The following is a 21,906-nucleotide window of genomic DNA, read 5'->3' as shown; positions in this document are numbered from 1 at the left end:
CAGTAGAATTTGCTGAGATGGGCTCCTAAGCCTGACGAGGCGGCCATACCCAATACAAAGCTCGAGCTGATTTGATTTTTGGAGAATAGACATGTCCCGAGTCTGCCAAGTTACTGGCAAACGCCCGATGAGTGGTAACAACCGCTCTCACGCATTGAATGCGACTAAGCGTCGTTTTCTGCCTAACCTGCATTCCCACCGTTTCTGGGTTGAGTCCGAGAAGCGCTTTGTAACTCTGCGTGTATCTGCTAAAGGTATGCGTGTGATTGATAAGAAGGGTATCGATGCAGTTTTGGCTGAACTTCGTACCCGTGGTGAGAAGTACTAAGGAGCTGAAAAATGGCTAAAGGTATTCGCGATAAAATCAAGCTCGTTTCTTCAGCTGGTACTGGTCACTTCTATACCACTACGAAGAACAAGCGCACCATGCCTGAGAAACTGGAAATGAAAAAGTTTGATCCAGTTGTTCGTCAGCATGTAATGTACAAAGAAGCTAAGATTAAATAATTTTGGTTGATTTGATAAAAACCCAGCTTCGGCTGGGTTTTTTGTTGCCTATAGATTTTATAGTCAATATTCACTCATTCTTCTCAGCGTTTCATATATATCCGGTTATTCATAGACGTAAAATGCTGTTTCGCTATACTAACACCTTCCGGCAGGCTGGATAGGGAACCGAAATGGCTAAAGAAAAACTAAATATTTTACATACAGAATCTTCTTGTGGTTGGGGAGGTCAGGAAATCCGTATTCTGACGGAATCCCAGGGAATGATAAAACGTGGGCACAAGGTGGTTATTGTTTGCTGTCCAAGTTCTAACATCTACCGTGAAGCAAAATCTTATGATGTGCCGGTTGTAGCCTTGCCTATTGAGAAAAAACGTCGGTCCAGCTTTCTTGCTATGCGTAATTGGTTGAAAAAAGAAGGCCGTCAGTTTGACGTTATTAATACACACAGCTCGACAGATTCATGGTTGGTTGCTTTGGCTTGTGCAACGTTGAGGCATATGCCGCCGATGGTCAGAACCCGGCATGTATCAACCCAGGTTTCTAATTCAATGACAACTCGTTGGTTATATCTGAAAGCGTGCCGGCATATTGCGACTACCGGTGAAAAACTACGTCAGCATTTACATGCCAATAATCGTTATCCATTACAACATATGACATCAGTACCCACTGGTATCAACTTAGATCGTTTCCGGCCGGAAGATAAGAAAGTTTGCCGTCAGCGGATTGGTATCAAGGATAAACCGACATTAGGTGTCGTTGCGACGATGAGAACTTGGAAAGGGCATCGTTATCTGTTAGAAAGTTGGAAGGTTTTACACCAGAAATATCCTGACTGGCAGCTTTTGTTTGTTGGTGATGGCCCACAACGTAAATCACTGGAACCTTTAGTGAAGCGAGAAGGTTTGTCGGATAGTGTCATTTTTTTAGGTAACCGCCGGGATGTTCCTGATTGCCTGAATGCGATGGATTTATTTGCATTACCTTCTTTTGGTAATGAAGGCGTGCCACAAGGGATTATGCAGGCAATGGCGTGTGGGATACCTGTCGTGTCAACCTCGGTTGGTGCAATTACCGAAGCGGTAGTTGATGGTGAAACGGGTTATATCGTGGAACCCAGAAACGCAGCGCTATTGACAGAAAGTTTAGAGTTGTTGATTCATAATAATGAACTGCGTTTGCAATTCAGTCATTCTTCATTAGAGCGGGCAATTGCTTTATTTGGAATGGATAATATGCTAGATAAAATGGAAAAGATCTTTTTTCACAGCTTTAAAGGTGAAAAGCATTAACATTCTTTAAGATTATTCTCGGTGCTATCCTTTGATTTATGGTTCTGGACGAAAAGTAATTTGTTGATATTAAATGGCTATAAAGTTGATTGTAGTTTAATTATCCTGCCCCGAGCGATAGCATACAAAAAAGCTTTGTTGTATATTTTGTTGAATTTTATAGCAGATTAATCAGATAATTGTCTTATGCAAATCAAAAATATTCTGGTCATTATCATAGCGCGTTTCGGTGATACCTTACTGGTGACACCGGTTCTTCGTGCTTTAAAACAGAAGTGGCCTGGGGCGAATATTGATGTTATGGCGCATAAAAGAACCAAACAGATCCTTGAAAATATAGGTGATATCAATAGATTGACTGCTTTTTCAAAAGGCAAGGCAAAATGGTGTGGTTGGTTTACCGGTAAACATTATGATTTGGCTTTAGTATATAGCGATGATAAACCGTTATTACAGTATGCAAAACGTAAATCACACTTAACAGTTTCATTTTCAGATGAATCTTCGTTGCAATCGGGTTGGATAGTAGTGAAAAAGCCAGAAGTATTGGTGCCAGCTCAGCAAGAACGGGCGATGCTTGCTAATGCGATAGATGTTGAGGTGAGTGACTGGCGGTTGAATTATTGTGTTAGTGAAGGGGAACTACGTTTTGCCGATGATTTTATGCGGCAGCATCATTTGGATAATAAGCTCCTGATTGGTTTTCAATTACAAAGTTTCCCGGCAAAAGCTTATCGTGACTGGCCGGTTGAACATTTTTATCAATTAGCGCAATACATTTATCGCGGTTATCCACATTCGCATATTATGTTATTAGGCAGCACTGATGGTGAAATTGTGGCTCAATCATTGGCAGAAAGATTCGGTGCTGAAAAATGTACTTCGCTGGTAGGGAGACTGACAATGCGACAAAATGCGGCAATGATGAGCAAACTTGATTTGTACGTTGGTGTTGATACTGGGCCGACACATTTAGCTGGTGCATTAGGTATCCCGATGGTTGCGATGTATCACAGTTTTCATCCGGGCCGTTTTTTAGCGCCTCAACAGCATACACATTTGGTGGTTATTGAACATCCCGTTCATTATATGCAAGCCACACGTGAAGATCCGATGTCTGCTATATCTGTTGAGCAAGTCTGGCAGGCAACTCAGAAATTATTGGCAACCAAGTCAGCAGGGTAATAAACAGATGAAAATAGGTTTAGTTGATGTCACTGTGACTATGTCTTACGGTGGCATTCAGACGGCAGTCTGGGAACTTGCGAAAGCGCTGACTGATGCCGGTCATGAGATCCATATTTTGGGTGGAGTGGGTGATGTCCGGCCAGAGCTAAATGGAAGAGCAATACGGATCCATACTTTTCCATTCACTCCCAGAGAGAAAGTGATTAATATCGGCCGGCGTTTTCAGCGTATTATTGAACGTTACTCGCTTGCCCGTCATGCCCGAAATACGGTTATTACTGAAGATTTTGACTGGATTATTCTGACTAAGCCATTTGATTTTTTCTGGCCACGAATGATGCCAAAAGGGAGTCGTACTAAGTTTTGTTATATGAGCGGCGGTACCAGTTTCTTCAAGGGTGACAGAACGCTGAGTAAACGAATTTCAGCCTGGGTGGCATGCAGTCATTTTAATGCCTGGCAGATTCAGCACCATTTTAAACAATTCCCAAAGGTTATTTACAATGGCGTTGATATTAATAAATTCAGGCCGGCTGACTCTGCTGTCAGAACTCGTCTTGGAATCAGTGATAAAACATTTTTGCTGACCTTTGCCGGGCGTTTGGTTGGTTGGAAAGGTATGCATGTGGCGATTGATGCAATGGCTCAGCTACAGGATAAAGATGTTAAGTTACTGATTATCGGAGTGGGTGAAGATCTAAAACGTCTGGAAAAACGGGTTGCAGCACTGCGACTGGAAAAACAGGTAATTTTTCACCCACCTGTAGGACATGACCAATTGCCTGAATATTATGCTGCTGGTGATGCGGGGATTTTCCCAAGTATTGGTGATGAAGCGTTTGGAATAACGATCGCAGAAGCTATGGCGTGTGGCAGACCGGTTATTGCCAGTTATATCGGAGGCATACCGGAAGTTGTCGGTAACGAGAATAAGTCAGGTATTTTGGTCACGCCTGGGGATGTTTCAGCCATTGTCGATGCAGTTAATTTTTTATTGTCTCAGCCAGACAGAGGGCAAAGAATGGGAAAAGAAGCTCGCCAGCGGATTGAAACAATGTATACCTGGGAACATTCAGCAAATCGTTTACTGAAAGCAATAAACAATGAAGATTGCCTATATTGATCCCTACCCGGTTCCTGATTATCGGGTTGCATCACTACAAATTCTGCAAAATGTTGATGCGTTTGCTCGTCAGGGGGCGGATGTTTATCTGGTTGTGCCTGAAGGTAAAAATACCGTAGAGGAGATACTTGGGCGCTCATTATCATCATCAGCTAAACTGATATCGTTACGCAATATCCGGCGTAAATGGTATTTTCCGTTGAATACCCAAAAGATGTTCTATTTTCAGGTTTCCAGCTGGTTGAGCAAGAATGAGGTAAACGCCGTTTTTACCCGTAATCTGAAAATTGCGAAGTATCTATTATCCAAACACCCAGAAATTCCGCTGTTTTTCGAAAGTCATGAGATTTTTGCTCAGTCATTTAAGGAGTCACATGATTTAGGTAAAAATAAAAATCAGCGTAAATATCAGAAGTTGAGAGAAACCGAGCACTTTGTTTATAGCCAGTCCCGGGTTGTTTTTGTTCTGACCTCGCTACTGCGTGATGACATTATTAGTGAATATCATGTTGATACATCTATTGTTATTGCGCCAGATGGTGTAGATATGCTGGCAGCAGAGTCGATGTCATCCAATAAACTTGCATCAACTAAGAGTGAATTCCCAACTCAGATTCTTTATCTGGGCAGTTTGCATCATTGGAAGGGGGTTCCGACGGCGATTAAGGCGATGAGTTATCTTGAAAATGCAGCACTGAATATTGCTGGCGGTGAACCAGAACAAATTCAACAGCTACAGCAGATTGCTCAGCAGATTGGTGTTTGTGACCGAGTCAATTTTCTTGGATTTATTCAGCCTAAATTGCGTTTCCAGATAATTGCAGATAATGATATTTGTCTGTTGCCATTAACTAAAACCAGCATTGGCAGCCGCTATACCTCACCACTGAAGTTATTTGAGTATATGGCGATGGGTAAACCTGTGGTTATTTCCGATTTTCCTTCTATTCGTGATGTGGTTGATGAAAACGCGGTCAGTTTTGCTGACAGTGAGAATGCGGAAAGTTTTGCCCAGCAAATCCAGTCATTAAGAGACAATCCAAAGAGAGTTAAAGCGCAAGTCGGTTATGCAAAAATGCTGGTAACAGAGCGTCTTAACTGGGATAAGCGGGCCAGGCTTATTATGCAGACGATATCAAAGGATATTTCTGCATAATAATCGGTGTGGAGATGGTCATATACAGCCACTGATGATATGGCTGGGATATTTTTCTAGTCACTTTTCTTTTTATACAGCGCAATCATCAAACCAAATAAAATGCCTATTTCATTGATATAGGTATTTTCGAAGGCTCCACGGACAATAAATAGTCCGATAAACCCAGTTAGCAGAATAACTCCTGATTGCCTTACTATTCCGCTGTTACGGCCAATAATATGACTACCGGTGTACAGCGCTGAGACGGTCATCAACAAAGTTGTGGTGAGGCCGATTATTCCACCAGCAAACCAGAGTGCCAGAAAGATATTATGAGGTCCGATAGACGTGCGAAATACCCAGCTTGGATAGTCATTAACTCGTTCATTGTAGACCTTATGGTAGACTTTATTACCATAACCATAGCCTTTAATTGGATTCTCCAGAATTAACTCAAAAGCAGCTCCTTGAGTTCCATTGGTATAGCGGTAGCTGCTATCTGTTTGGGTAAGCTTAAATAGTAATTTATTATCTGCATTATGTGTCATAGTGAAGTAGGTAACTCCAACTAAGAGGCTAAGGCTTAAACTTGCTGCTATAACTAGTTTCCATTCCCGATTAATAATGATGATAAAGATCGTCATAACAACAACAGCGACCCAGGCACCACGGGCTAAGGTACCTAACAATAAAAATAAGCTTATCGCAGAGGCAACAGCCAATATCAGCCAGCTAACTAAGGTATGCTTTTTCCACAATGCCCAGGTACAGAGTAAAATTGGGAAATAGAAAATAAAACCGTAAGAAAATTCCCGGTGGCTATAGCCGGTGAAAGGCGTTTCACCCTGATTGTAGTTAATAATGTATCTACCGATATCAGTCAGACATATTGCCAGCATCCCAATGGCGAATGAGAACAGAATCATCTTGGCAATGCTTTCTTTATTCTCGTTGTACAATACAACCGGAAAAGTAAAACTGAACAGCAGCAATCCATTTAGAATAGGTTTATTCATCTCTTGAAAACTCAATGCGGGATCGACTGAAATCGCGACTGAGTAGAACATTGCCAAGATGAATAACAGAATGGATAGGAATAGTGAATTACGCATAGAGTGCATTACCTGACGAAAATCTGTTACCAGATAGGTCAGCGCGGTAATGCCAATCAGGATAATAACCAGGTTTTTATATCTTGTTATATCAGGCAGATAAACAAGGGCTATATAAATCCCAATAAGGGATAAATTCCATAGTGATTTTTTATTACAATTTCTAAGATTAAACATATTCATCAATTTGTTTTCATTTCTGTTGAACTTGGTTGGAAATGATACATGAAAAGATTATCTTAATCTGCTGAGATGCAATAGAGTTGAAACAAACAGACATAATACAGGAGTTATTATCATGCCAGAACTACCAGAGGTAGAAACCAGCCGGAGAGGAATAGAGCCACATCTGGTAGGGAACGTGATCCAACATGCGGTAGTCCGGAATGGGAGGTTACGCTGGCCGGTAGCGGAAGAAATTATGAAGCTGAGTGATCAGCTTGTGCTCAGTGTTCAACGCCGGGCCAAATATTTGCTGATTGAATTGGCAGATGGTTGGATTATTGTCCATTTGGGTATGTCGGGCAGTTTGCGGATCTTATTGGAGGAATGCCCTGCGGAGAAACATGATCATGTGGATTTAGTCATGGCAGACGGTAAAGTTTTGCGTTATACCGACCCAAGACGGTTTGGAGCGTGGCTATGGAGTGATGATCTCAATCAGTGCTCAGTATTAACGCATTTGGGGCCTGAACCACTTTCTAATGATTTTAACGGTTCTTATCTCTACACTCGATCAAGTAGTAAAAAAACATTGATTAAGCCCTGGTTAATGGATAATAAGCTGGTTGTTGGTGTCGGTAATATCTATGCGAGTGAAGCGTTGTTTACTGCTCATATCCGGCCTGATCGCCCGGCACATACATTAACTGAGCGTGAGGCAGATTTATTAGCAGAAACGATTAAAAAGGTCCTGCAACGATCTATTGAGCAGGGGGGAACAACGCTCAGGGATTTCCTGCAATCTGATGGTAAGCCGGGGTATTTTGCTCAGGAACTGTTTGTTTATGGCAGGGCAGGAGAGCCATGCCGGATTTGTGGTGAGAAAATAGAAAGTATCAAACTTGGGCAGCGCAGTACTTTCTTTTGTCGTCGCTGTCAGTTTTAGTTGATACCGGAGAGTTGGGGAGGCGTAGTAAGGGAGAGATCCTACAGTGCGTCGCTCCCAGTGAGCTCAGTAAACTACTTACCGAGTTTTTTTAGCATTGCTTGTGCAACAGGTTTTGGCAGGAATGATGAGATATCGCCATCGTGGCGGGCGACATCTTTAATCAAGGATGAAGATACAAACGAGAGATTTTGTGATGGCAGTAAAAAGACACTTTCTAATTCAGGCATAAAGTGGCGGTTCATATTTGCGAGCTGCCATTCATACTCAAAATCAGATACTGAACGAAGACCACGGATAAGAACATTTACCTGCTGTTTTTTGGCGAAATTAGCCATCAATTCACAAAAACCGACCACTTCTACATTATCCAGATGTGAGGTCACTTCTTTCGCTAAGCTAATGCGCTCATCCAGAGTAAACATTGGGTTCTTTCTGGCACTATTGGCAATAGCAAACAAAACGTGGTTAAACATGCCTGCGGCGCGTGTGATGATATCAATATGCCCGTAGGTAACAGGATCAAATGTTCCGGGATAAATAGCTTTGGTTGTCATCAATTTTTACCCTTTTGCAGTCTCTTTTCCCACAACGCAACATACTTATTAAACGTATATTGAGCGTTAACGATAGCCAGTACTAACCCCTGTTTACCATCAAGAAAGCCAGCACGCAACAGCCAGGTTTTAAAGAAAGCGCCAAAAGTATGGCTGAAAATCGAAAAATAACTGCACTGTTTACCTTGTTCATGGCGCTGTTTTGCCCATGCTTTAGCATAATTCAGTTGTTTTGCCTGAAACTCCATCAGATTACGGCAAGTAAGATGGAGTAAATCCCCTTTTAAAATAACAACCGGAACTCCATGAGTGTCAAGGGATTCATGAACCTGATTATTATTGTATTGGTAACGATTGCGGGCGTAGAGGCGAATAACCCGATCCGGGTACCAGCCGCTGTGTTGCATAAAGCGGCCAAGAAACAGATTCCGGCGGGCGCAACTATAGACCTTATTGTCATTAGTATGTGCCAGAACTTGCTCTATGGATATTCTCAGTTCTGGCGTTACACGCTCATCGGTATCAATCATAAAAATATAATCGCCAGAAGCGTATTGTTGAGCCAGTTGACGCTGACGGCCAAACCCCGGCCAGTGAATATTAGAAAATACTTTTGCCCCCATCGCTTGTGCTATCTGGCAGGTATCGTCTGAACTGTCAGAATCAAGCACAATGATCTCATCAGCCCAACTGACTGAGGCCAGGCAATCTGCGATCAGATCCGCTGAGTCCTTGGCAATCATGACAACGGAAAGGCGCTTTCTCTCATTCATTTAGTGGCTCCGGGGCGGGAGATAGGGTTCCAATAATTTAAGCAGACGTTGAAGTGCTCCCTGATTTTCATGTAATACTTCTGCTGCGTGGCGGCCATAGTACAGGCGATAATCTTCGTCAGTTAGTAAACTATTGATTTCGGTGAACAAAGACTGGCTATCCGTAACGGTAATCAGACCATTAGCCAGATCCAGTTTGGCGCAGATATCTTTAAAGTTAAAGGTATGTGGACCCATCAACACGGGAATGGCATGGGCGGCGGCTTCCAGTGGGTTATGTCCACCACGTTCGACCAGGCTGCCACCAACAAAAGCCAGATCAGCAATACCATAGAGCAGCATCAGCTCACCCATAGTATCACCGATAACAACCTGAATATTGGCGTCAGGAATTTTATCGGAGCTGCGAAGAATATAACTTAGCCCGGCTTTCTTTGTTAATTCTTCAGCTTTAGCAAAACGTTCAGGATGGCGTGGTACCAGGATCAGTAGCAGATTTGGGCATTGTTTTAGCAACTTGCAATGAGCATCCAGAATAATGCTCTCTTCTCCATCATGAGTACTGGTCGCTATCCAGACAGGACGGCGAGCAGCCCATTGGCGTCGTAATGTCACGGCTTTAGCTGCTAATTCAGGCGTTACTGAGATATCGAATTTCAAACTACCGGTGACAGCCAGCTGAGAGCGCCTCAAACCCAGTTCAATAAAACGTTCGCTATCTTCCTGATTCTGAGCCGCAATCAAGGTAATTTTTCGCAAAATTATTTTTACGAAATTACCTACTTTCTGGTATCCCGCGGCTGAACGTGTAGATAAACGGGCATTAGCAATAACCAGAGGAATGTTACGTTGGTGGAGTTGAAAAATCAGATTAGGCCAAAGTTCTGTTTCCATAATGATGACTAACTTTGGATTAACTTGATTGAGAAAGCGTTCCATGGAGCCGGGAAGATCGTATGGCAAATAGACGTGATTGACATCATTTCCCAACGCGGAGAGGACTCTTTCTGAGCCCGTTGGTGTCATCGTCGTCACTGTAATCGGTAAAAAAGGGTAATGATGGCGTAAAGCTCTAACTAAAGGGATTGCAGCCAGCGTCTCACCCACGGACACGGAATGAAGCAGAATGCCTCCAGCGGCAACTTTACCGGCACAGAAACCATAACGTTCACCCCAACGTTTACGGTAAGCAGGAGCCTTGCGGCTGCGAAGTAATAAACGCAACCAAATCAGAGGTTGGATAAGGTAGAGAAGTACCTGATATAAACGCAGTAACATTCTATCAAATTCATTTATATAAATTAGCGCCAATAGTATCACACTGCTTCAAAGAAAGTATGAAAATGCGTATAGCCTCTAGGATCTGAACAGAATAAGAACGGGAAATTAGGCTTTTTGGGTAAAATTGTGCTTCTATTATATATAAAAGTAGCAGGAGTTTCTTGCAGCTACCGGACATATAGAGACAGTTTTTTCCTTATTATCTGTATCTTTATATTGGGAATACTATGAGTAAATTACCAGCTCAATTTAGCCGTATTCTGATAATAAAGTTACGGCATCATGGTGATGTGCTATTAGTTACACCTGTTATTAATACTCTGAAGGATAATTATCCTTCAGTGGAAATTGATGTTTTACTCTACAAAGAAACAGAACCGATATTGGCTAATTTTTCTTCTGTAGCGAATATATTTTCTATGGATAGACAATGGAGGAAGCAAGGAGCCAGAGTACATTTTAGTCATGAATGGCGATTACTTAAACAATTAAGGAATCGTAAATATGACATAGTTATTAATCTTGCTGATCAATGGTATAGTGCGTTTGTGACACGGTTTACTAGAGCAAAAGTACGTATTGGGTTTGATTTAGCAAAACGGCGAAGCTTGTTTTGGACAAAATGTTTCACAAATCTAGTACCGACAGAGCATAGTGAATTTTTGCATATCGTTGAGCAAAATTTGTCAACTCTTTCGCTGTTAAATCTTCCATCGACCAGTACTAAAGTGACGATGAGTTACCGTCAGGAGGATAGAGACACTGTTCGGGTGCTTCTTGAACAGCACGGGGTAAGTCAAAAATATATTGTGGTGCAGCCAACATCCCGCTGGTTTTTCAAATGTTGGGATGAGAAAAAGATGAGTGAAACGATCAGTGCGTTACAGTCTGATGGTTGGACAGTTGTTGTTACCTCCGGGCCAGATCGTAAGGAAGAAGATATGGTCGAGACTATTTTATCAAGCTGCCCAAAAGAAAGTGTTATTTCTTTTGCTGGCCTATTAACCTTGCCTCAACTTGCAGCGCTGATTGATGAAGCTAATTTATTCATAGGGGTAGACTCTATTTCTATGCATATGGCCGCAGCATTGAAAACACCTTGTATTGCTTTATTTGGGCCATCAAAGTTAGTATTCTGGCGCCCATGGGAAGCGAAGGGTGAAGTAATTTGGGCTGGTGATTATGGCGATTTACCTGATCCTGATGATGTTGATACTAAAACGGGCATACGTTATCTGAATGTCATTCCCAGTGATGTAGTTATTGCTGCCGCCCGGAGAAATTTATTATGAAATCAGTACGTCTTGCGATTGTTCGGCAGAAATATCGCCCGGATGGTGGAGCAGAACGTTTTGTCTCCCGCGCCTTAGAAGCTTTAGGTAATGAAAATCTGGAGCTCAATGTTATTACTCGTTCCTGGCAGGGAGACATTAGCCCTGACTGGTATGTTCATTTAGCAAATCCTCATAAATGGGGAAGAATCAGCCGTGAGAGAGGATTTGCTAAAGCGGCCAGAGCAGTATGGGAAAAAGAGCAATTTGATCTTGTTCAAAGTCATGAACGCATTGCTGGTTGCGATATTTACCGTGCGGGTGATGGTGTTCATCAGCGGTGGTTGCAGCAGCGTGCCCGGGTTTTATCCTCCTGGAGAGGCAAATTACTTTTTGCGAGTCGTTATCATCGTTATGTTATGGATGCGGAGCAAAAAATGTATTCGGCACCAGAACTAAAAATGGTTATTTGTAACTCGGAAATGGTAAAACGGGAGGTCATGGCGGATTTTGGGCTTTCGGAGAAAAAAATATCAGTTATTTATAATGCGATAGACCATAAGCAATTTCTTCCGGCAATAGAATCTCAAAGAATGCTGTTAAGGAAAGAATATGATCTTCCCCGACAGGCGAAATGTTTCGTTTATGTTGGTTCCGGGTTTGAGCGAAAGGGGCTAAAAGTAGCGATTCAGGCAGTTAGTGCTACTGATGCATATTTAATTGTTGTGGGTCAGGATAAAGAAGAGAAAAAATATAAGCAATTAGCCAATTCTCTGGGGTGCAATGAGCGGATCAGATTTATGGGCGTTCAGAAAAAGACACTGCCTTTTTATCAGATTGCAGATGGCTTGCTGTTACCTACCTTATATGATCCGTTCCCAAATGTGATATTGGAGGCAATGGCTTGTGGGCTTCCGGTCATAACCAGTACGACATGCGGTGGTGCTGAATTTGTTACCTCTGGAAGTAACGGGTTTATATGTGATGCTTTGGATATCCGGGATATTACAGAAGCGATTCAAAATACGCCTTCTGATCATTTGAATAATAAAATGTCAGCATTAGCGAGAACTAAGGTACTGCCTTATACACCGGAACATTTATCACAACAGCTCATTGGACTATACGAAAGGGTGCTCTCATCATGAAAGGACACATATTATTTATCATTGATGGATTACCTGGTGGCGGTGCAGAAAATGTCACTATCCGGCTTTGTGATGGTCTGCAACAGAAAGGGTATGATATTACGCTGCTTTCTCTGGCGGAAAAATGTGAGTATTTAGTGCCTGCTGGCATTGAACTGATTATTGATGCTGATGAGTACAATGGGCCCTTCAGAAGACAGACTGAGATTTGCCGTAGGGCTAAATCTATGGATAAAGTTTTAGAAAAAATATTTCTTCGGAAGGGAATCCCCTCATTGATTGTCTCAAATTTGCATAAAACCGATCGTATTGTCGTAAAATCAAAGGTACTAGCGGGATTAAATGTGTGGTTTTGTATCCATGGTGTGTTCTCGAGTTCGTACCTTGGTAATAAAAGCGGATTACCCCGTTGGATAAAGAAACAAAAAATTAAATGGACATATAATAATCGGAATCTAATTTGTGTCTCTGATGCCGTCGGGAAAGATTTAGTAATTAATCTGTCACTTAACCCTAAGAAAATGGTGACAATTTATAATCCTTTCAATATTCCTGATATTAAAGAAAAATCTTTGCAAAATAATCCTTATTCGGATGAAACGTATTTATTACATGTTGGCCGATTTCACCAGGTTAAGCGGCATGATCGTTTATTAGAGGCTTTTGCGAAAGCAGCTCTGCCATGTAAATTATTGATTGTTGGTCATGGAGATGAGTCTATTACTCAACAGATAAAACAAAAGATTGTGGATTTAAACTTACAATCTAAAGTCATCTTAACCGGATTCCTCGAAAATCCATTACCTGTTATTCGTGGAGCTAAAGCGGTTGTCTTGAGTTCTGACAGTGAAGGGCTGGGTAATGTACTGATTGAATCATTGATTTGCGATACTCCAATTGTCAGTGTTGCATGCCCAGGTGGTGTGAATGAAATTATGGTTGGTGAGTTGGAAAAATATAAATCAGAACTGACAGTTGACTCACTTGAAGAGAAAATGAAACTTGTTTTCCTGGAGCCTCCTGTCATCACAGAGGATATGTATAAGAAGTTTGATTTAGATATTGTTTTGGCAAAATATTTATCTTTATAAAGCTGAATAAGCTAACTCATTGTTTAATCTGAGTAAATAAAGTTGGACATAGCGACTCTTTTAGCGATAAGTTAATTGCGCTGTATCGCTGACCTGCGTACCATAACGCCATTATTTTGGGTCTGTTTTGGGCACACCTCTAATGACTTTACCCGCATTTATTATCACGATTGATACTGAAGGTGATGACTTATGGCAAAACCACAGTCAGATTTCGACAGAAAATACACGTTACTTACCAAGGTTTCAGAGTCTATGTGAGCGTTTTGGTTTTAAACCGGTTTGGTTGACGAACTATGAGATGGCTATGAATGATTTATACATTGACTTTGCTAAAGATGTTATTGCCAGAGGTCAAGGTGAAATAGGTATGCATTTACATGCCTGGAATAATCCACCTCTTGTTCCTCTTACCAATGATGATATGCGTTATAAACCTTATCTGATTGAATTTCCGAAAGAACAAGTCAGAGCCAAAGTTGGCCTAATGACTCAGTTATTAGAAGATAAACTACAAACTAAAATGTTAAGCCATCGGGCGGGTCGTTGGGCATTTAATGAATATTATGCTGAATTGTTGGTAGAATATGGTTATCAAGTCGATTGTTCGGTAACGCCGCGGGTTAATTGGCGTTTCACAAAAGGTGATCCTAATGGTAACGGTGGAACTGATTATAGCCACTTTCCATCTTATGCCTATTTTATGGATTTGCAGGATATCTCCAAAGAAGGCTGTTCTTCTTTGCTGGAAGTACCAATGAGCATCCAGTATAAGTACTCTCCGTTGATGAACTCCCTGAAACAGAAATACGATAATTTGCGCGGCAAGCAGCGTTCTCCTTCGGTTAACTGGTTACGGCCAAAAGGTGGTAATCTGGAGCAAATGAAGAAAGTTATTCAGCAAACATTGGCAGAAGGCTGTGATTATGTTGAATTTATGTTGCATTCATCTGAATTTATGCCTGGTGGTAGCCCGACATTTAAAAATGAAGAACACATTGAGAGTCTTTATCAGGATTTAGAGGAATTATTTAACTACCTGAAACCACGAGTTCAAGGGATGACATTGGCTGAATATTATCAGTTAAAGAAATCGTCATGATTGAGAAAATAAAACTGACAGGATTAATTGATGTTACTTAATTTTGGTTGGAAATTAGGTTCTTTTGATGACTATCAAGAGGCTTATCATTTATATGGAGGAAGTGTGATCACTTCTCCAAACGTCTTGGATTTTTTCCATAAGCGTTTTCAGCTAAATGAGAAATTTTATATAAAAAGAGATAGTTCAGGGAATATCATTGGTGGTATCTGTAGTTGGAGAGATCGTTACCTCGCGGGTGAGCAGAAAATTGTCATTAAAGAAGGAATTAATAAATATCCATTTAATTTTGATGAGATAATATTGCCGATTAGATCGGATGTTAGATCTATTATTCCATTTAAATCAAAGTTTATGTCGTCAAAAAATAAAGTTAATACTATTAACTGTTCGGATAAATTAAATGCTAAAAGACAGATATGTTTGGTTAAGGATATTTCTAGAAAAACAAGAGAAACAAGAAATAGAGAGTTGAATCGTTTTATAAAAAGTGGGGGTAGTGTTGTTAATGTTGATCATTATGATTCGAAAGAATTAACTGATATTTATGACTATCTCTATTTTAAACGCAGGAATGAACATGCATATAAAAATGAAATGCAGGAAATTCTTGAAGAAATACCCTCTATAAATTTTGGTAATATTTTATGGTTAGAAGGAAATCCTTGTGCAATGCAATTTATTGTTAAAAAACAATGTGAAAAATGGATTTGCTATGACTATGTTAATAGCGGAATGGATTTGAGTTATCCAAATCTATCGCTAGGAACGGTTTCTACGTGGGTTAATGTTAAGGATGCTATTGAATATAGTCATGAAAATAATTTGGAGATGAGATTTAGTTTCGGGCGGCCAACATTTGAATATAAAAATAGGTGGTGTAATAGAGACAACTTACAAAGAGTGATTTTTCCTTAATCGTTATGATAATAATGGAGCATTAGCACAGGATATGAAAACTTTTATTATTAATCTTAAACATTCTACAGAGAGAAGGAAAAGAATAGAAGAACAATGTATTAAATTAAACTTAGATTATGAATTTATTGAGGCTGTTGATGGCCGCCTGTTATCACAGGAGGAATTACAAAGGCAAACAAGAGAATTAAGTGATGCTATAACGCCTGGTGAGATTGGGTGTGCTTTGAGTCATATAAAAACCTACAGGAATATAGTTGAAAATAATATTCCGATGGCATTAATATTAGAGGATGATGTTATCTTAAATGAACGTTTGCCTGAATTCTTAAATGAAATTCAGCAAGAAAAGATAATAGCCCCTTCTGTTATTCTTTTGAGTAAAGCCAGTCAATATTTTGAACATTCCAAATATAAGTTTCCTTGTGGTGTGGATATTAAATCGGTATTGGACGCCACATTAACTTGTGGTTATATATTGAATAATCAGGCAGCTAAAAACCTCATTGCTTTCCTTTATCCTGTATGGCTGGTTGCAGATCGCTGGGCGTTTTTCAGGGAAAATGGAGTGATAAAATTATGTTGTACAGTACCCGTTTTGGTCACAGAAAGTGAGGATGCTGTTAATACAACCATATCGGGGAGAAATAATGAGCATAGTATTAAGGCAGGAAAAATTTGGAAAGAAATAAGGAAAAGAAGGCCCTTTTCTGTAAAGATTAAAAATATATTATGGAAAATATTTGTTAGAAAAATATATAAAATTAAAAAATATTGAATACTGGTTAAAGAATGCCTTTAGCCAGTATTTTGAATTTAATTTCATATTTTTTGCCAGAGATAGGAGAATACTTTCGATGGCGTAATACTTTTGATATTCCCATCTTCTGCTTTCAAGGACATCTGTTCCTTGCCGTATCCTCCAATCAGGCCCGGATCGGTTGGGCCAAACAGTGTAATATTAGGGCGGTCCAGTGCGGCGGTGAGGTGGCTCAGGCCAGTATCAACAGAGACAACGCCTTGTGCTCCCGCCAACTCCTGAGCGACTTGTGCCAAAGTTAGTTTTGGCAGAACCTCCACATGAGGGAAATCTTCCGCCAGCCTCAGTGCACGTTGGTGCTCATGTTCCGCTCCCCAGGGAAGTTTAATTCGCACACCAGTTGGCTGAATTTCCGCAATAAGCTGACGCCAATGGCCTTCCGGCCAGTGTTTTTCATCACGGGTAGTGGCATGGAGAAAAACCAGATAATCACCTTGATTTTCTGATTGCTGCTTTAAAAAGTGAAGGGCAATACCATAATCGCCTTGCTCTGCTGGTTTGGCATAACCAAGGCTGACAGAAAACAGCTCGCGGATACGTTCTACGGCATGTTGCTGCTTGCTGACGGTATGGCGGCAATCATAAAAAAAACTCGCTAATGGTTCACGGATACTTTTACGGTCGTAACCATGTTTAGGGCCATGAGCTAATCGAGTTACCAAAAATGCACTCTTTAATAACCCCTGAGCATCAATAATGGCATCATAATGATGTAATTTTAGTTTTTCTTTAAATAAACGGTGTTCTGCGCGGATCTCTTTACCAAACCAGTTTTTACGCCAGCGGCGAATAGCAACAGGAATAACTTGATCAACTGCACTGTGCCAGCCGGGGATTTGTGCGAATCCTTCTTCTACCACCCAGTCAAAACGGACACCAGGCAGGTTTTTTTCTGCATCAGTCAGTGCCGGGAGAGAGTGAAGCACATCTCCCATGGAAGAAGTCTTAACCAGTAAAACCCGCATTAATTCTGGTTCTCCGCTTGTAATAATGTATCCAGAGAAGCCATAACCTGTTCTGGTTGAATATCAATCAGACTCTGATGATAGCCGTGTGCACTGTCACCTTTTCTGACCTTATGATAGCCAGTAATAAGGCGGATAACTTCTGCTTTATCAGACAATGGTGGCGTAAAGTCTGGGCTGCTTGGGCCGTAGAGTGCAACGAGAGGGCGATTGAGTGCTGCGGCAACATGCATCAAACCAGAATCGTTGGTCACAATAGCATCACAGGCCGCGATAATATTGACCGCCTGCTCAAGAGAGGTTTGTCCGGCAAGATTGATACAGTATTCACGGGTTTCTTCAGTCAGCGACTTGCAGATATCTTCTCCACCTTCATGATCTTTGGCGGAACCAAACAGCAGAATTTGATATCCCTTTTTAATGATAAGCTGTTGAGCCAACGCGGCATAATGATAGTGCGGCCAACGTTTTGCCGGACCGAACTCTGCTCCGGGACAGAAACCGATAATTGGCCGGTGATCAGAAATATTGAATGCCGCGGTAGACTCAGCAACATCTTCATCACTGACATCCAACTGAGGCCACAGTAATGGTTGAGGAAGCTCCGTAGCGCTACTGAGTTTTGCATCGTAAGCCAATGCGACATAGCGTTGAACCATTAATGGGAAAGCTTCTTTATTCAGTGTGCGAATATCATTGAGCAATCCATATCTCATTTCACCGCGCCAGCCGGTGCGCAGAGGAATATTGGCGAAGAAAGGCACCGACGCAGATTTAAACGAGTTTGGCAGCACATAAGCGCGATCATATTTATGTTCACGCAGTGCGACGCCAAGACGACGGCGCTCTCCCAATGCCAGTGCTCCGTGGCCTAATGGCATTGCCAGTGCCTGATTGACTTCCGGCATTTTTGCCAGTAGCGGACGGCACCAGGCTGGAGCCATCACATCAATTTCTGCATTAGGATGCAGGGCCTTTAATGTCCGGTAAAGGCTCTGCGACATCATCATGTCACCCACCCACGAAGGGCCGATCACCAATATTTTCATAACGAGTAGATTATTTATCCTGATTAAGCCAATGCATATATTCTGTGACGCCTTCGGCGACTGTTTTGAATGGTCTATCATAACCAGCCGCGCGGAGTTTAGTCAGATCTGCCTGAGTGAAGCTTTGATAACGGCCTTTTAAATGTTCAGGAAAATTAATATATTCAACGGCCGGTGATTTATCTTTATGGAATTCAACAACCGCATCTGCAACCGCCTGGAAAGATTCAGAGCGACCTGTTCCACAGTTATAAATACCGGAAACGCCGTTTTTCCAGAACCACAGATTAACCGCAGCGGCATCACCAACATAGATAAAATCACGTTGAAAGCCTTCACTGCCAGCAAATAGCTTAGGGTTTTGCCCTTGATTGATTTGATTATTCAGATGGAATGCAACACTGGCCATACTGCCTTTGTGCCCTTCGCGTGGCCCGTACACATTGAAATAACGGAAACCGCAAATCTGTGAATCAGCGTGCGGCAAGAGCTCCCGGACATGCTGGTCGAACAGGAACTTAGAGTAGCCATAAACATTGAGAGGTTTTTCATATTGACGCTCTTCAATAAAATTATCACTGCGGCCACCATAGGTTGCTGCGGAAGAGGCGTACAAGAAAGGAATTCCACGTTCAAGGCAATAGTGCAGCAATTCTTTTGAATATTGATAGTTATTATCCATCATATACTTACCATCCCACTCTGTTGTGGATGAGCAAGCGCCTTCATGGAAAATAGCGTCAATATCACCTAAATCATCACCGGCCAGGATGCTAACAATAAACTCTTCCTTGTCCATGTAATCAGCAATATCCAGGTCGGCCAGATTGGCGAACTTAGTACCATCTTTCAGATTATCTACGACCAGAATATCTTTATATCCTTCGTCATTTAGTGCTTTGACAATATTGCTGCCAATAAATCCAGCACCGCCAGTGACAATGATCATCAGACTCACCTCTATCAATCGGGTTAATGAAGCAAATTGCTTCTATAATAACATCTAACATCTATGACGACAGCAGCTTAAGCAGGGGAATATACTGAAATATTATGGTCATTCAGGTTGCATGACGTGACGGATACAGCAAAGTTAATATTAACTGCCTGATAGAGTCGTCAGTTGCCTGATCAATGAGTAAAATATGTAACGACCCTTCATTTAAATCAGGAGAAAATAAATGCCAGCATCATTTTATCAGCAAATTAATGAACAATTAGAACAAGCCCATTCTGAAGGGTTATTCAAAAATGAACGTATCATCACTTCTGCCCAAAATGCTGACATTGCTGTAGCTGATGGTAGCCACGTTATTAACTTCTGCGCAAATAACTACTTAGGTTTGGCTAATCATCCGGATCTTATTGCTGCCGCTAAAGCGGGAATGGATAGCCACGGTTTTGGTATGGCATCAGTTCGTTTTATTTGTGGGACTCAGGATACTCATAAAGAGCTGGAGAAAAAACTGGCAGAATTTTTGGGTATGGAAGATGCCATTCTTTACTCTTCTTGTTTTGATGCCAACGGTGGTTTATTTGAAACGTTGTTTGGGCCGGAAGATGCCATTATCTCGGATGCTCTGAACCACGCTTCTATTATTGATGGTGTCCGCTTATGTAAAGCGAAGCGTTATCGCTATGCCAATAATGATATGCAGGAACTGAGAGCGCAATTGGAGCAAGCAAAAACAGATAACGCGCGTCATATTGTGATTGCAACAGATGGTGTGTTCTCTATGGATGGTGTTATTGCTGACCTGAAATCTATCTGTGATCTGGCGGATGAATTTGGTGCAATGGTGATGGTGGATGACTCCCATGCTGTAGGTTTTGTTGGCGCACATGGTCGTGGTACTCACGAATATTGTGACGTGATGGATCGTATTGACATCATTACCGGCACATTAGGTAAAGCGCTGGGTGGTGCTTCTGGTGGCTATACTGCGGCACGTAAAGACGTTGTTGAGTGGTTGCGCCAGCGTTCACGCCCATATCTGTTCTCCAACTCACTGGCGCCGGCGATTGTCGCGGCATCCATTAACGTGTTGGATATGCTGAAAGAGGGTGATGCGTTACGCGATCGCCTGTGGAAGAACGCCAACCTGTTCCGTGAAAAAATGACCGCCGCAGGTTTCACTTTGGCAGGTGCTGATCACGCGATCATCCCGGTTATGTTAGGCAATGCGAAATTGGCGCAGGAATTTGCCGCAGAATTACTGAAAGAAGGCATTTACGTCACCGGTTTCTTCTATCCGGTAGTCCCTAAAAATCAGGCCCGTATCCGCACGCAAATGTCAGCGGCCCATACGGAAGAACAAATTGAACGTGCGGTTGAGGCGTTCACGCGAATTGGTAAGCAATTAAAAGTAATTGCATAAGGCATCTCTATGAAAGCATTGTCAAAGTTAAAAGCAGAAGAAGGCATCTGGATGACCGATGTGCCCGAGCCGGAGCTGGGGCACAATGATGTGATGATCAAAATCCGTAAAACTGCGATTTGTGGTACGGATGTGCACATCTATAACTGGGATGACTGGTCGCAAAAAACAATTCCTGTACCGATGGTTGTTGGTCATGAATATGTTGGTGAAGTTGTTGCTATTGGTCAGGAAGTGAAAGGTTTTAAAATTGGTGATCGGGTGTCTGGCGAAGGGCATATCACTTGTGGTCACTGCCGTAACTGTCGTGGTGGCCGTACTCACTTATGCCGTAATACCATTGGTGTCGGAGTAAACCGTCCAGGCTGCTTTGCTCAATATCTGGTTATCCCTGCGTTTAATTCGTTCAAAATCCCAGATAACATCTCTGATGAGCTGGCTTCTATTTTTGACCCATTTGGCAATGCTGTTCATACCGCGCTTTCATTTGATCTGGTTGGTGAGGATGTGCTGGTTTCCGGTGCAGGCCCAATTGGTATTATGGCTGCGGCAGTGTGTAAACATGTTGGTGCGCGTCATGTTGTTATCACCGACGTTAACGAATATCGCCTTGAGCTGGCCCGTAAAATGGGGGTTACCCGTGCGGTCAACGTCAGCAAGGAAAACCTGACAGATGTCATGGCAGAATTGGGCATGACTGAAGGTTTTGATGTTGGTTTGGAAATGTCCGGCGCACCGGCGGCATTTCGTACCTTATTGAATACCATGAATCACGGTGGCCGTGTCGCGCTGTTGGGGATTCCACCATCAGATATGGCAATCGACTGGAGTCAGGTGATTTTCAAGGGCTTGTTTATTAAAGGCATTTATGGCCGTGAAATGTTTGAAACCTGGTACAAAATGGCGACATTGATTCAATCTGGTTTGGACCTGACCCCCATTATCACTCACCGGTTCTCTATTGATGACTTCCAAAAAGGCTTTGACATCATGCGTTCAGGGCAGTCTGGTAAAGTTATTCTGAGCTGGGATTAATCAATAAATTACCACTAAGATTAACAGGCGCTTGCAGTTTTTTGGGC

The 21,906-nt window shown here is 41.9% G+C and carries 22 protein-coding genes; 15 read left to right on the top strand and 7 right to left on the bottom strand.

Annotated features, from left to right (window positions below):
* The first annotated feature begins 91 nt into the window (after window positions 1-91).
* From rpmB to ACGF63_RS11675, 6 genes are all read left to right on the top strand, one after another.
* Window positions 92-328, top strand: coding sequence for a 50S ribosomal protein L28 (rpmB, locus tag ACGF63_RS11700; RefSeq protein ID WP_004265123.1), 237 nt, complete (start codon window positions 92-94; stop codon window positions 326-328).
* Between the two features lie 11 nt (window positions 329-339).
* Window positions 340-507 (top strand): 50S ribosomal protein L33, encoded by a 168-nt coding sequence (gene rpmG / locus ACGF63_RS11695; RefSeq protein WP_010847629.1) that lies wholly within the window; start codon window positions 340-342, stop codon window positions 505-507.
* Window positions 508-680: 173 nt separating this feature from the next.
* A complete protein-coding gene (locus ACGF63_RS11690) occupies window positions 681-1,802 on the top strand; it encodes a glycosyltransferase family 4 protein (RefSeq protein WP_387630900.1) in 1,122 nt (373 codons plus the stop codon).
* A gap of 186 nt (window positions 1,803-1,988) precedes the next feature.
* The gene (locus ACGF63_RS11685) at window positions 1,989-2,987 is read left to right on the top strand and encodes a glycosyltransferase family 9 protein (protein WP_387630897.1); all 999 of its coding nucleotides are present in this window, start codon (window positions 1,989-1,991) and stop codon (window positions 2,985-2,987) included.
* A 7-nt stretch (window positions 2,988-2,994) separates the two neighbouring features.
* Window positions 2,995-4,113: a glycosyltransferase family 4 protein gene (locus ACGF63_RS11680; protein WP_152963673.1), complete on the top strand. Its 1,119-nt coding sequence runs from the start codon at window positions 2,995-2,997 to the stop codon at window positions 4,111-4,113.
* The gene (locus ACGF63_RS11675) at window positions 4,094-5,269 is read left to right on the top strand and encodes a glycosyltransferase (RefSeq protein ID WP_387630893.1); all 1,176 of its coding nucleotides are present in this window, start codon (window positions 4,094-4,096) and stop codon (window positions 5,267-5,269) included. Before ACGF63_RS11680 ends, ACGF63_RS11675 begins: the two co-directional genes overlap by 20 nt.
* A 56-nt stretch (window positions 5,270-5,325) precedes the next feature.
* Here ACGF63_RS11675 and rfaL read toward each other — a convergent pair whose 3' ends face one another.
* Entirely contained in the window at window positions 5,326-6,546 is a 1,221-nt protein-coding gene (gene rfaL / locus ACGF63_RS11670) for an O-antigen ligase RfaL (RefSeq protein WP_387630890.1), read from the bottom strand.
* 115 nt (window positions 6,547-6,661) lie between these two features.
* On the opposite strand from rfaL, the gene mutM reads away from it, so the two are divergent.
* Entirely contained in the window at window positions 6,662-7,471 is an 810-nt protein-coding gene (mutM, locus tag ACGF63_RS11665) for a bifunctional DNA-formamidopyrimidine glycosylase/DNA-(apurinic or apyrimidinic site) lyase (protein WP_152963670.1), read from the top strand.
* Window positions 7,472-7,545: 74 nt separating this feature from the next.
* Here the strand turns inward: mutM and coaD are convergent, their stop codons facing one another.
* The 3 genes from coaD to waaA are packed head-to-tail and all read right to left on the bottom strand — an operon-like array spanning window position 7,546 to window position 10,079.
* A complete protein-coding gene (gene coaD / locus ACGF63_RS11660; RefSeq protein WP_152963669.1) occupies window positions 7,546-8,028 on the bottom strand; it encodes a pantetheine-phosphate adenylyltransferase in 483 nt (160 codons plus the stop codon).
* Window positions 8,028-8,801, bottom strand: coding sequence for a glycosyltransferase family 2 protein (locus ACGF63_RS11655; protein WP_387630886.1), 774 nt, complete (start codon window positions 8,799-8,801; stop codon window positions 8,028-8,030). Before ACGF63_RS11655 ends, coaD begins: the two co-directional genes overlap by 1 nt.
* The gene (waaA, locus tag ACGF63_RS11650) at window positions 8,802-10,079 is read right to left on the bottom strand and encodes a lipid IV(A) 3-deoxy-D-manno-octulosonic acid transferase (RefSeq protein ID WP_387630884.1); all 1,278 of its coding nucleotides are present in this window, start codon (window positions 10,077-10,079) and stop codon (window positions 8,802-8,804) included.
* A gap of 230 nt (window positions 10,080-10,309) precedes the next feature.
* Here waaA and rfaQ point away from each other — a divergent pair, with 230 nt between their 5' ends.
* The 6 genes from rfaQ to ACGF63_RS11620 all read left to right on the top strand — a co-directional run bounded on the left by rfaQ (window position 10,310) and on the right by ACGF63_RS11620 (window position 16,390).
* Window positions 10,310-11,374 carry a putative lipopolysaccharide heptosyltransferase III gene (gene rfaQ, locus ACGF63_RS11645; protein ID WP_387630881.1) on the top strand — a complete coding sequence of 355 codons (1,065 nt, stop codon included), beginning with the start codon at window positions 10,310-10,312 and terminating at the stop codon, window positions 11,372-11,374.
* Window positions 11,371-12,501, top strand: a complete 1,131-nt coding sequence (locus tag ACGF63_RS11640; protein WP_387630879.1) for a glycosyltransferase family 4 protein — start codon at window positions 11,371-11,373, stop codon at window positions 12,499-12,501. The genes rfaQ and ACGF63_RS11640 overlap by 4 nt, the downstream gene beginning before the upstream one ends.
* A complete protein-coding gene (locus tag ACGF63_RS11635; protein ID WP_387630876.1) occupies window positions 12,498-13,592 on the top strand; it encodes a glycosyltransferase in 1,095 nt (364 codons plus the stop codon). Before ACGF63_RS11640 ends, ACGF63_RS11635 begins: the two co-directional genes overlap by 4 nt.
* A gap of 142 nt (window positions 13,593-13,734) precedes the next feature.
* Window positions 13,735-14,694 (top strand): polysaccharide deacetylase family protein, encoded by a 960-nt coding sequence (locus tag ACGF63_RS11630; protein ID WP_387630874.1) that lies wholly within the window; start codon window positions 13,735-13,737, stop codon window positions 14,692-14,694.
* A gap of 30 nt (window positions 14,695-14,724) precedes the next feature.
* On the top strand, window positions 14,725-15,612 hold the full coding sequence (locus tag ACGF63_RS11625; protein ID WP_387630871.1) for a hypothetical protein: 888 nt from the start codon (window positions 14,725-14,727) through the stop codon (window positions 15,610-15,612).
* Window positions 15,613-15,646: 34 nt separating this feature from the next.
* A complete protein-coding gene (locus tag ACGF63_RS11620; protein WP_387630868.1) occupies window positions 15,647-16,390 on the top strand; it encodes a glycosyltransferase family 25 protein in 744 nt (247 codons plus the stop codon).
* Between the two features lie 44 nt (window positions 16,391-16,434).
* Here ACGF63_RS11620 and rfaC read toward each other — a convergent pair whose 3' ends face one another.
* From rfaC to rfaD, 3 genes are read right to left on the bottom strand one after another with little or no spacing between them, the layout of a single operon-like run.
* On the bottom strand, window positions 16,435-17,397 hold the full coding sequence (rfaC, locus tag ACGF63_RS11615; protein WP_387630865.1) for a lipopolysaccharide heptosyltransferase RfaC: 963 nt from the start codon (window positions 17,395-17,397) through the stop codon (window positions 16,435-16,437).
* Window positions 17,397-18,446 carry an ADP-heptose--LPS heptosyltransferase RfaF gene (gene rfaF, locus ACGF63_RS11610; RefSeq protein ID WP_387630862.1) on the bottom strand — a complete coding sequence of 350 codons (1,050 nt, stop codon included), beginning with the start codon at window positions 18,444-18,446 and terminating at the stop codon, window positions 17,397-17,399. The genes rfaC and rfaF overlap by 1 nt, the downstream gene beginning before the upstream one ends.
* A 10-nt stretch (window positions 18,447-18,456) precedes the next feature.
* On the bottom strand, window positions 18,457-19,395 hold the full coding sequence (gene rfaD / locus ACGF63_RS11605) for an ADP-glyceromanno-heptose 6-epimerase (protein ID WP_387630860.1): 939 nt from the start codon (window positions 19,393-19,395) through the stop codon (window positions 18,457-18,459).
* 232 nt (window positions 19,396-19,627) lie between these two features.
* Between rfaD and kbl the strand changes: the two genes are divergently transcribed.
* Entirely contained in the window at window positions 19,628-20,824 is a 1,197-nt protein-coding gene (gene kbl / locus ACGF63_RS11600) for a glycine C-acetyltransferase (RefSeq protein WP_387630857.1), read from the top strand.
* Between the two features lie 9 nt (window positions 20,825-20,833).
* Entirely contained in the window at window positions 20,834-21,859 is a 1,026-nt protein-coding gene (tdh, locus tag ACGF63_RS11595; RefSeq protein ID WP_387630854.1) for an L-threonine 3-dehydrogenase, read from the top strand.
* Window positions 21,860-21,906 lie beyond the last annotated feature (47 nt).

The sequence above is a fragment of the Photorhabdus sp. RM322S genome (genome assembly GCF_042879395.1).
In the GTDB taxonomy this organism is placed as follows: Bacteria; Pseudomonadota; Gammaproteobacteria; order Enterobacterales; family Enterobacteriaceae; genus Photorhabdus; species Photorhabdus khanii.
Note: the sequence above shows the minus strand (reverse complement) of the source record. Positions and strands in the feature narration are given on the sequence as shown.

Coding starts and splice junctions, on each gene's coding strand:
- rpmB (WP_004265123.1), top strand. CDS start 92: ATGTCCCGAGTCTGCCAAGTTACTGGCAAACGCCCGATGAGTGGTAAC.
- rpmG (WP_010847629.1), top strand. CDS start 340: ATGGCTAAAGGTATTCGCGATAAAATCAAGCTCGTTTCTTCAGCTGGT.
- ACGF63_RS11690 (WP_387630900.1), top strand. CDS start 681: ATGGCTAAAGAAAAACTAAATATTTTACATACAGAATCTTCTTGTGGT.
- ACGF63_RS11685 (WP_387630897.1), top strand. CDS start 1,989: ATGCAAATCAAAAATATTCTGGTCATTATCATAGCGCGTTTCGGTGAT.
- ACGF63_RS11680 (WP_152963673.1), top strand. CDS start 2,995: ATGAAAATAGGTTTAGTTGATGTCACTGTGACTATGTCTTACGGTGGC.
- ACGF63_RS11675 (WP_387630893.1), top strand. CDS start 4,094: ATGAAGATTGCCTATATTGATCCCTACCCGGTTCCTGATTATCGGGTT.
- rfaL (WP_387630890.1), bottom strand. CDS start 6,546: ATGAATATGTTTAATCTTAGAAATTGTAATAAAAAATCACTATGGAAT.
- mutM (WP_152963670.1), top strand. CDS start 6,662: ATGCCAGAACTACCAGAGGTAGAAACCAGCCGGAGAGGAATAGAGCCA.
- coaD (WP_152963669.1), bottom strand. CDS start 8,028: ATGACAACCAAAGCTATTTATCCCGGAACATTTGATCCTGTTACCTAC.
- ACGF63_RS11655 (WP_387630886.1), bottom strand. CDS start 8,801: ATGAATGAGAGAAAGCGCCTTTCCGTTGTCATGATTGCCAAGGACTCA.
- waaA (WP_387630884.1), bottom strand. CDS start 10,079: ATGTTACTGCGTTTATATCAGGTACTTCTCTACCTTATCCAACCTCTG.
- rfaQ (WP_387630881.1), top strand. CDS start 10,310: ATGAGTAAATTACCAGCTCAATTTAGCCGTATTCTGATAATAAAGTTA.
- ACGF63_RS11640 (WP_387630879.1), top strand. CDS start 11,371: ATGAAATCAGTACGTCTTGCGATTGTTCGGCAGAAATATCGCCCGGAT.
- ACGF63_RS11635 (WP_387630876.1), top strand. CDS start 12,498: ATGAAAGGACACATATTATTTATCATTGATGGATTACCTGGTGGCGGT.
- ACGF63_RS11630 (WP_387630874.1), top strand. CDS start 13,735: ATGACTTTACCCGCATTTATTATCACGATTGATACTGAAGGTGATGAC.
- ACGF63_RS11625 (WP_387630871.1), top strand. CDS start 14,725: ATGTTACTTAATTTTGGTTGGAAATTAGGTTCTTTTGATGACTATCAA.
- ACGF63_RS11620 (WP_387630868.1), top strand. CDS start 15,647: ATGAAAACTTTTATTATTAATCTTAAACATTCTACAGAGAGAAGGAAA.
- rfaC (WP_387630865.1), bottom strand. CDS start 17,397: ATGCGGGTTTTACTGGTTAAGACTTCTTCCATGGGAGATGTGCTTCAC.
- rfaF (WP_387630862.1), bottom strand. CDS start 18,446: ATGAAAATATTGGTGATCGGCCCTTCGTGGGTGGGTGACATGATGATG.
- rfaD (WP_387630860.1), bottom strand. CDS start 19,395: ATGATCATTGTCACTGGCGGTGCTGGATTTATTGGCAGCAATATTGTC.
- kbl (WP_387630857.1), top strand. CDS start 19,628: ATGCCAGCATCATTTTATCAGCAAATTAATGAACAATTAGAACAAGCC.
- tdh (WP_387630854.1), top strand. CDS start 20,834: ATGAAAGCATTGTCAAAGTTAAAAGCAGAAGAAGGCATCTGGATGACC.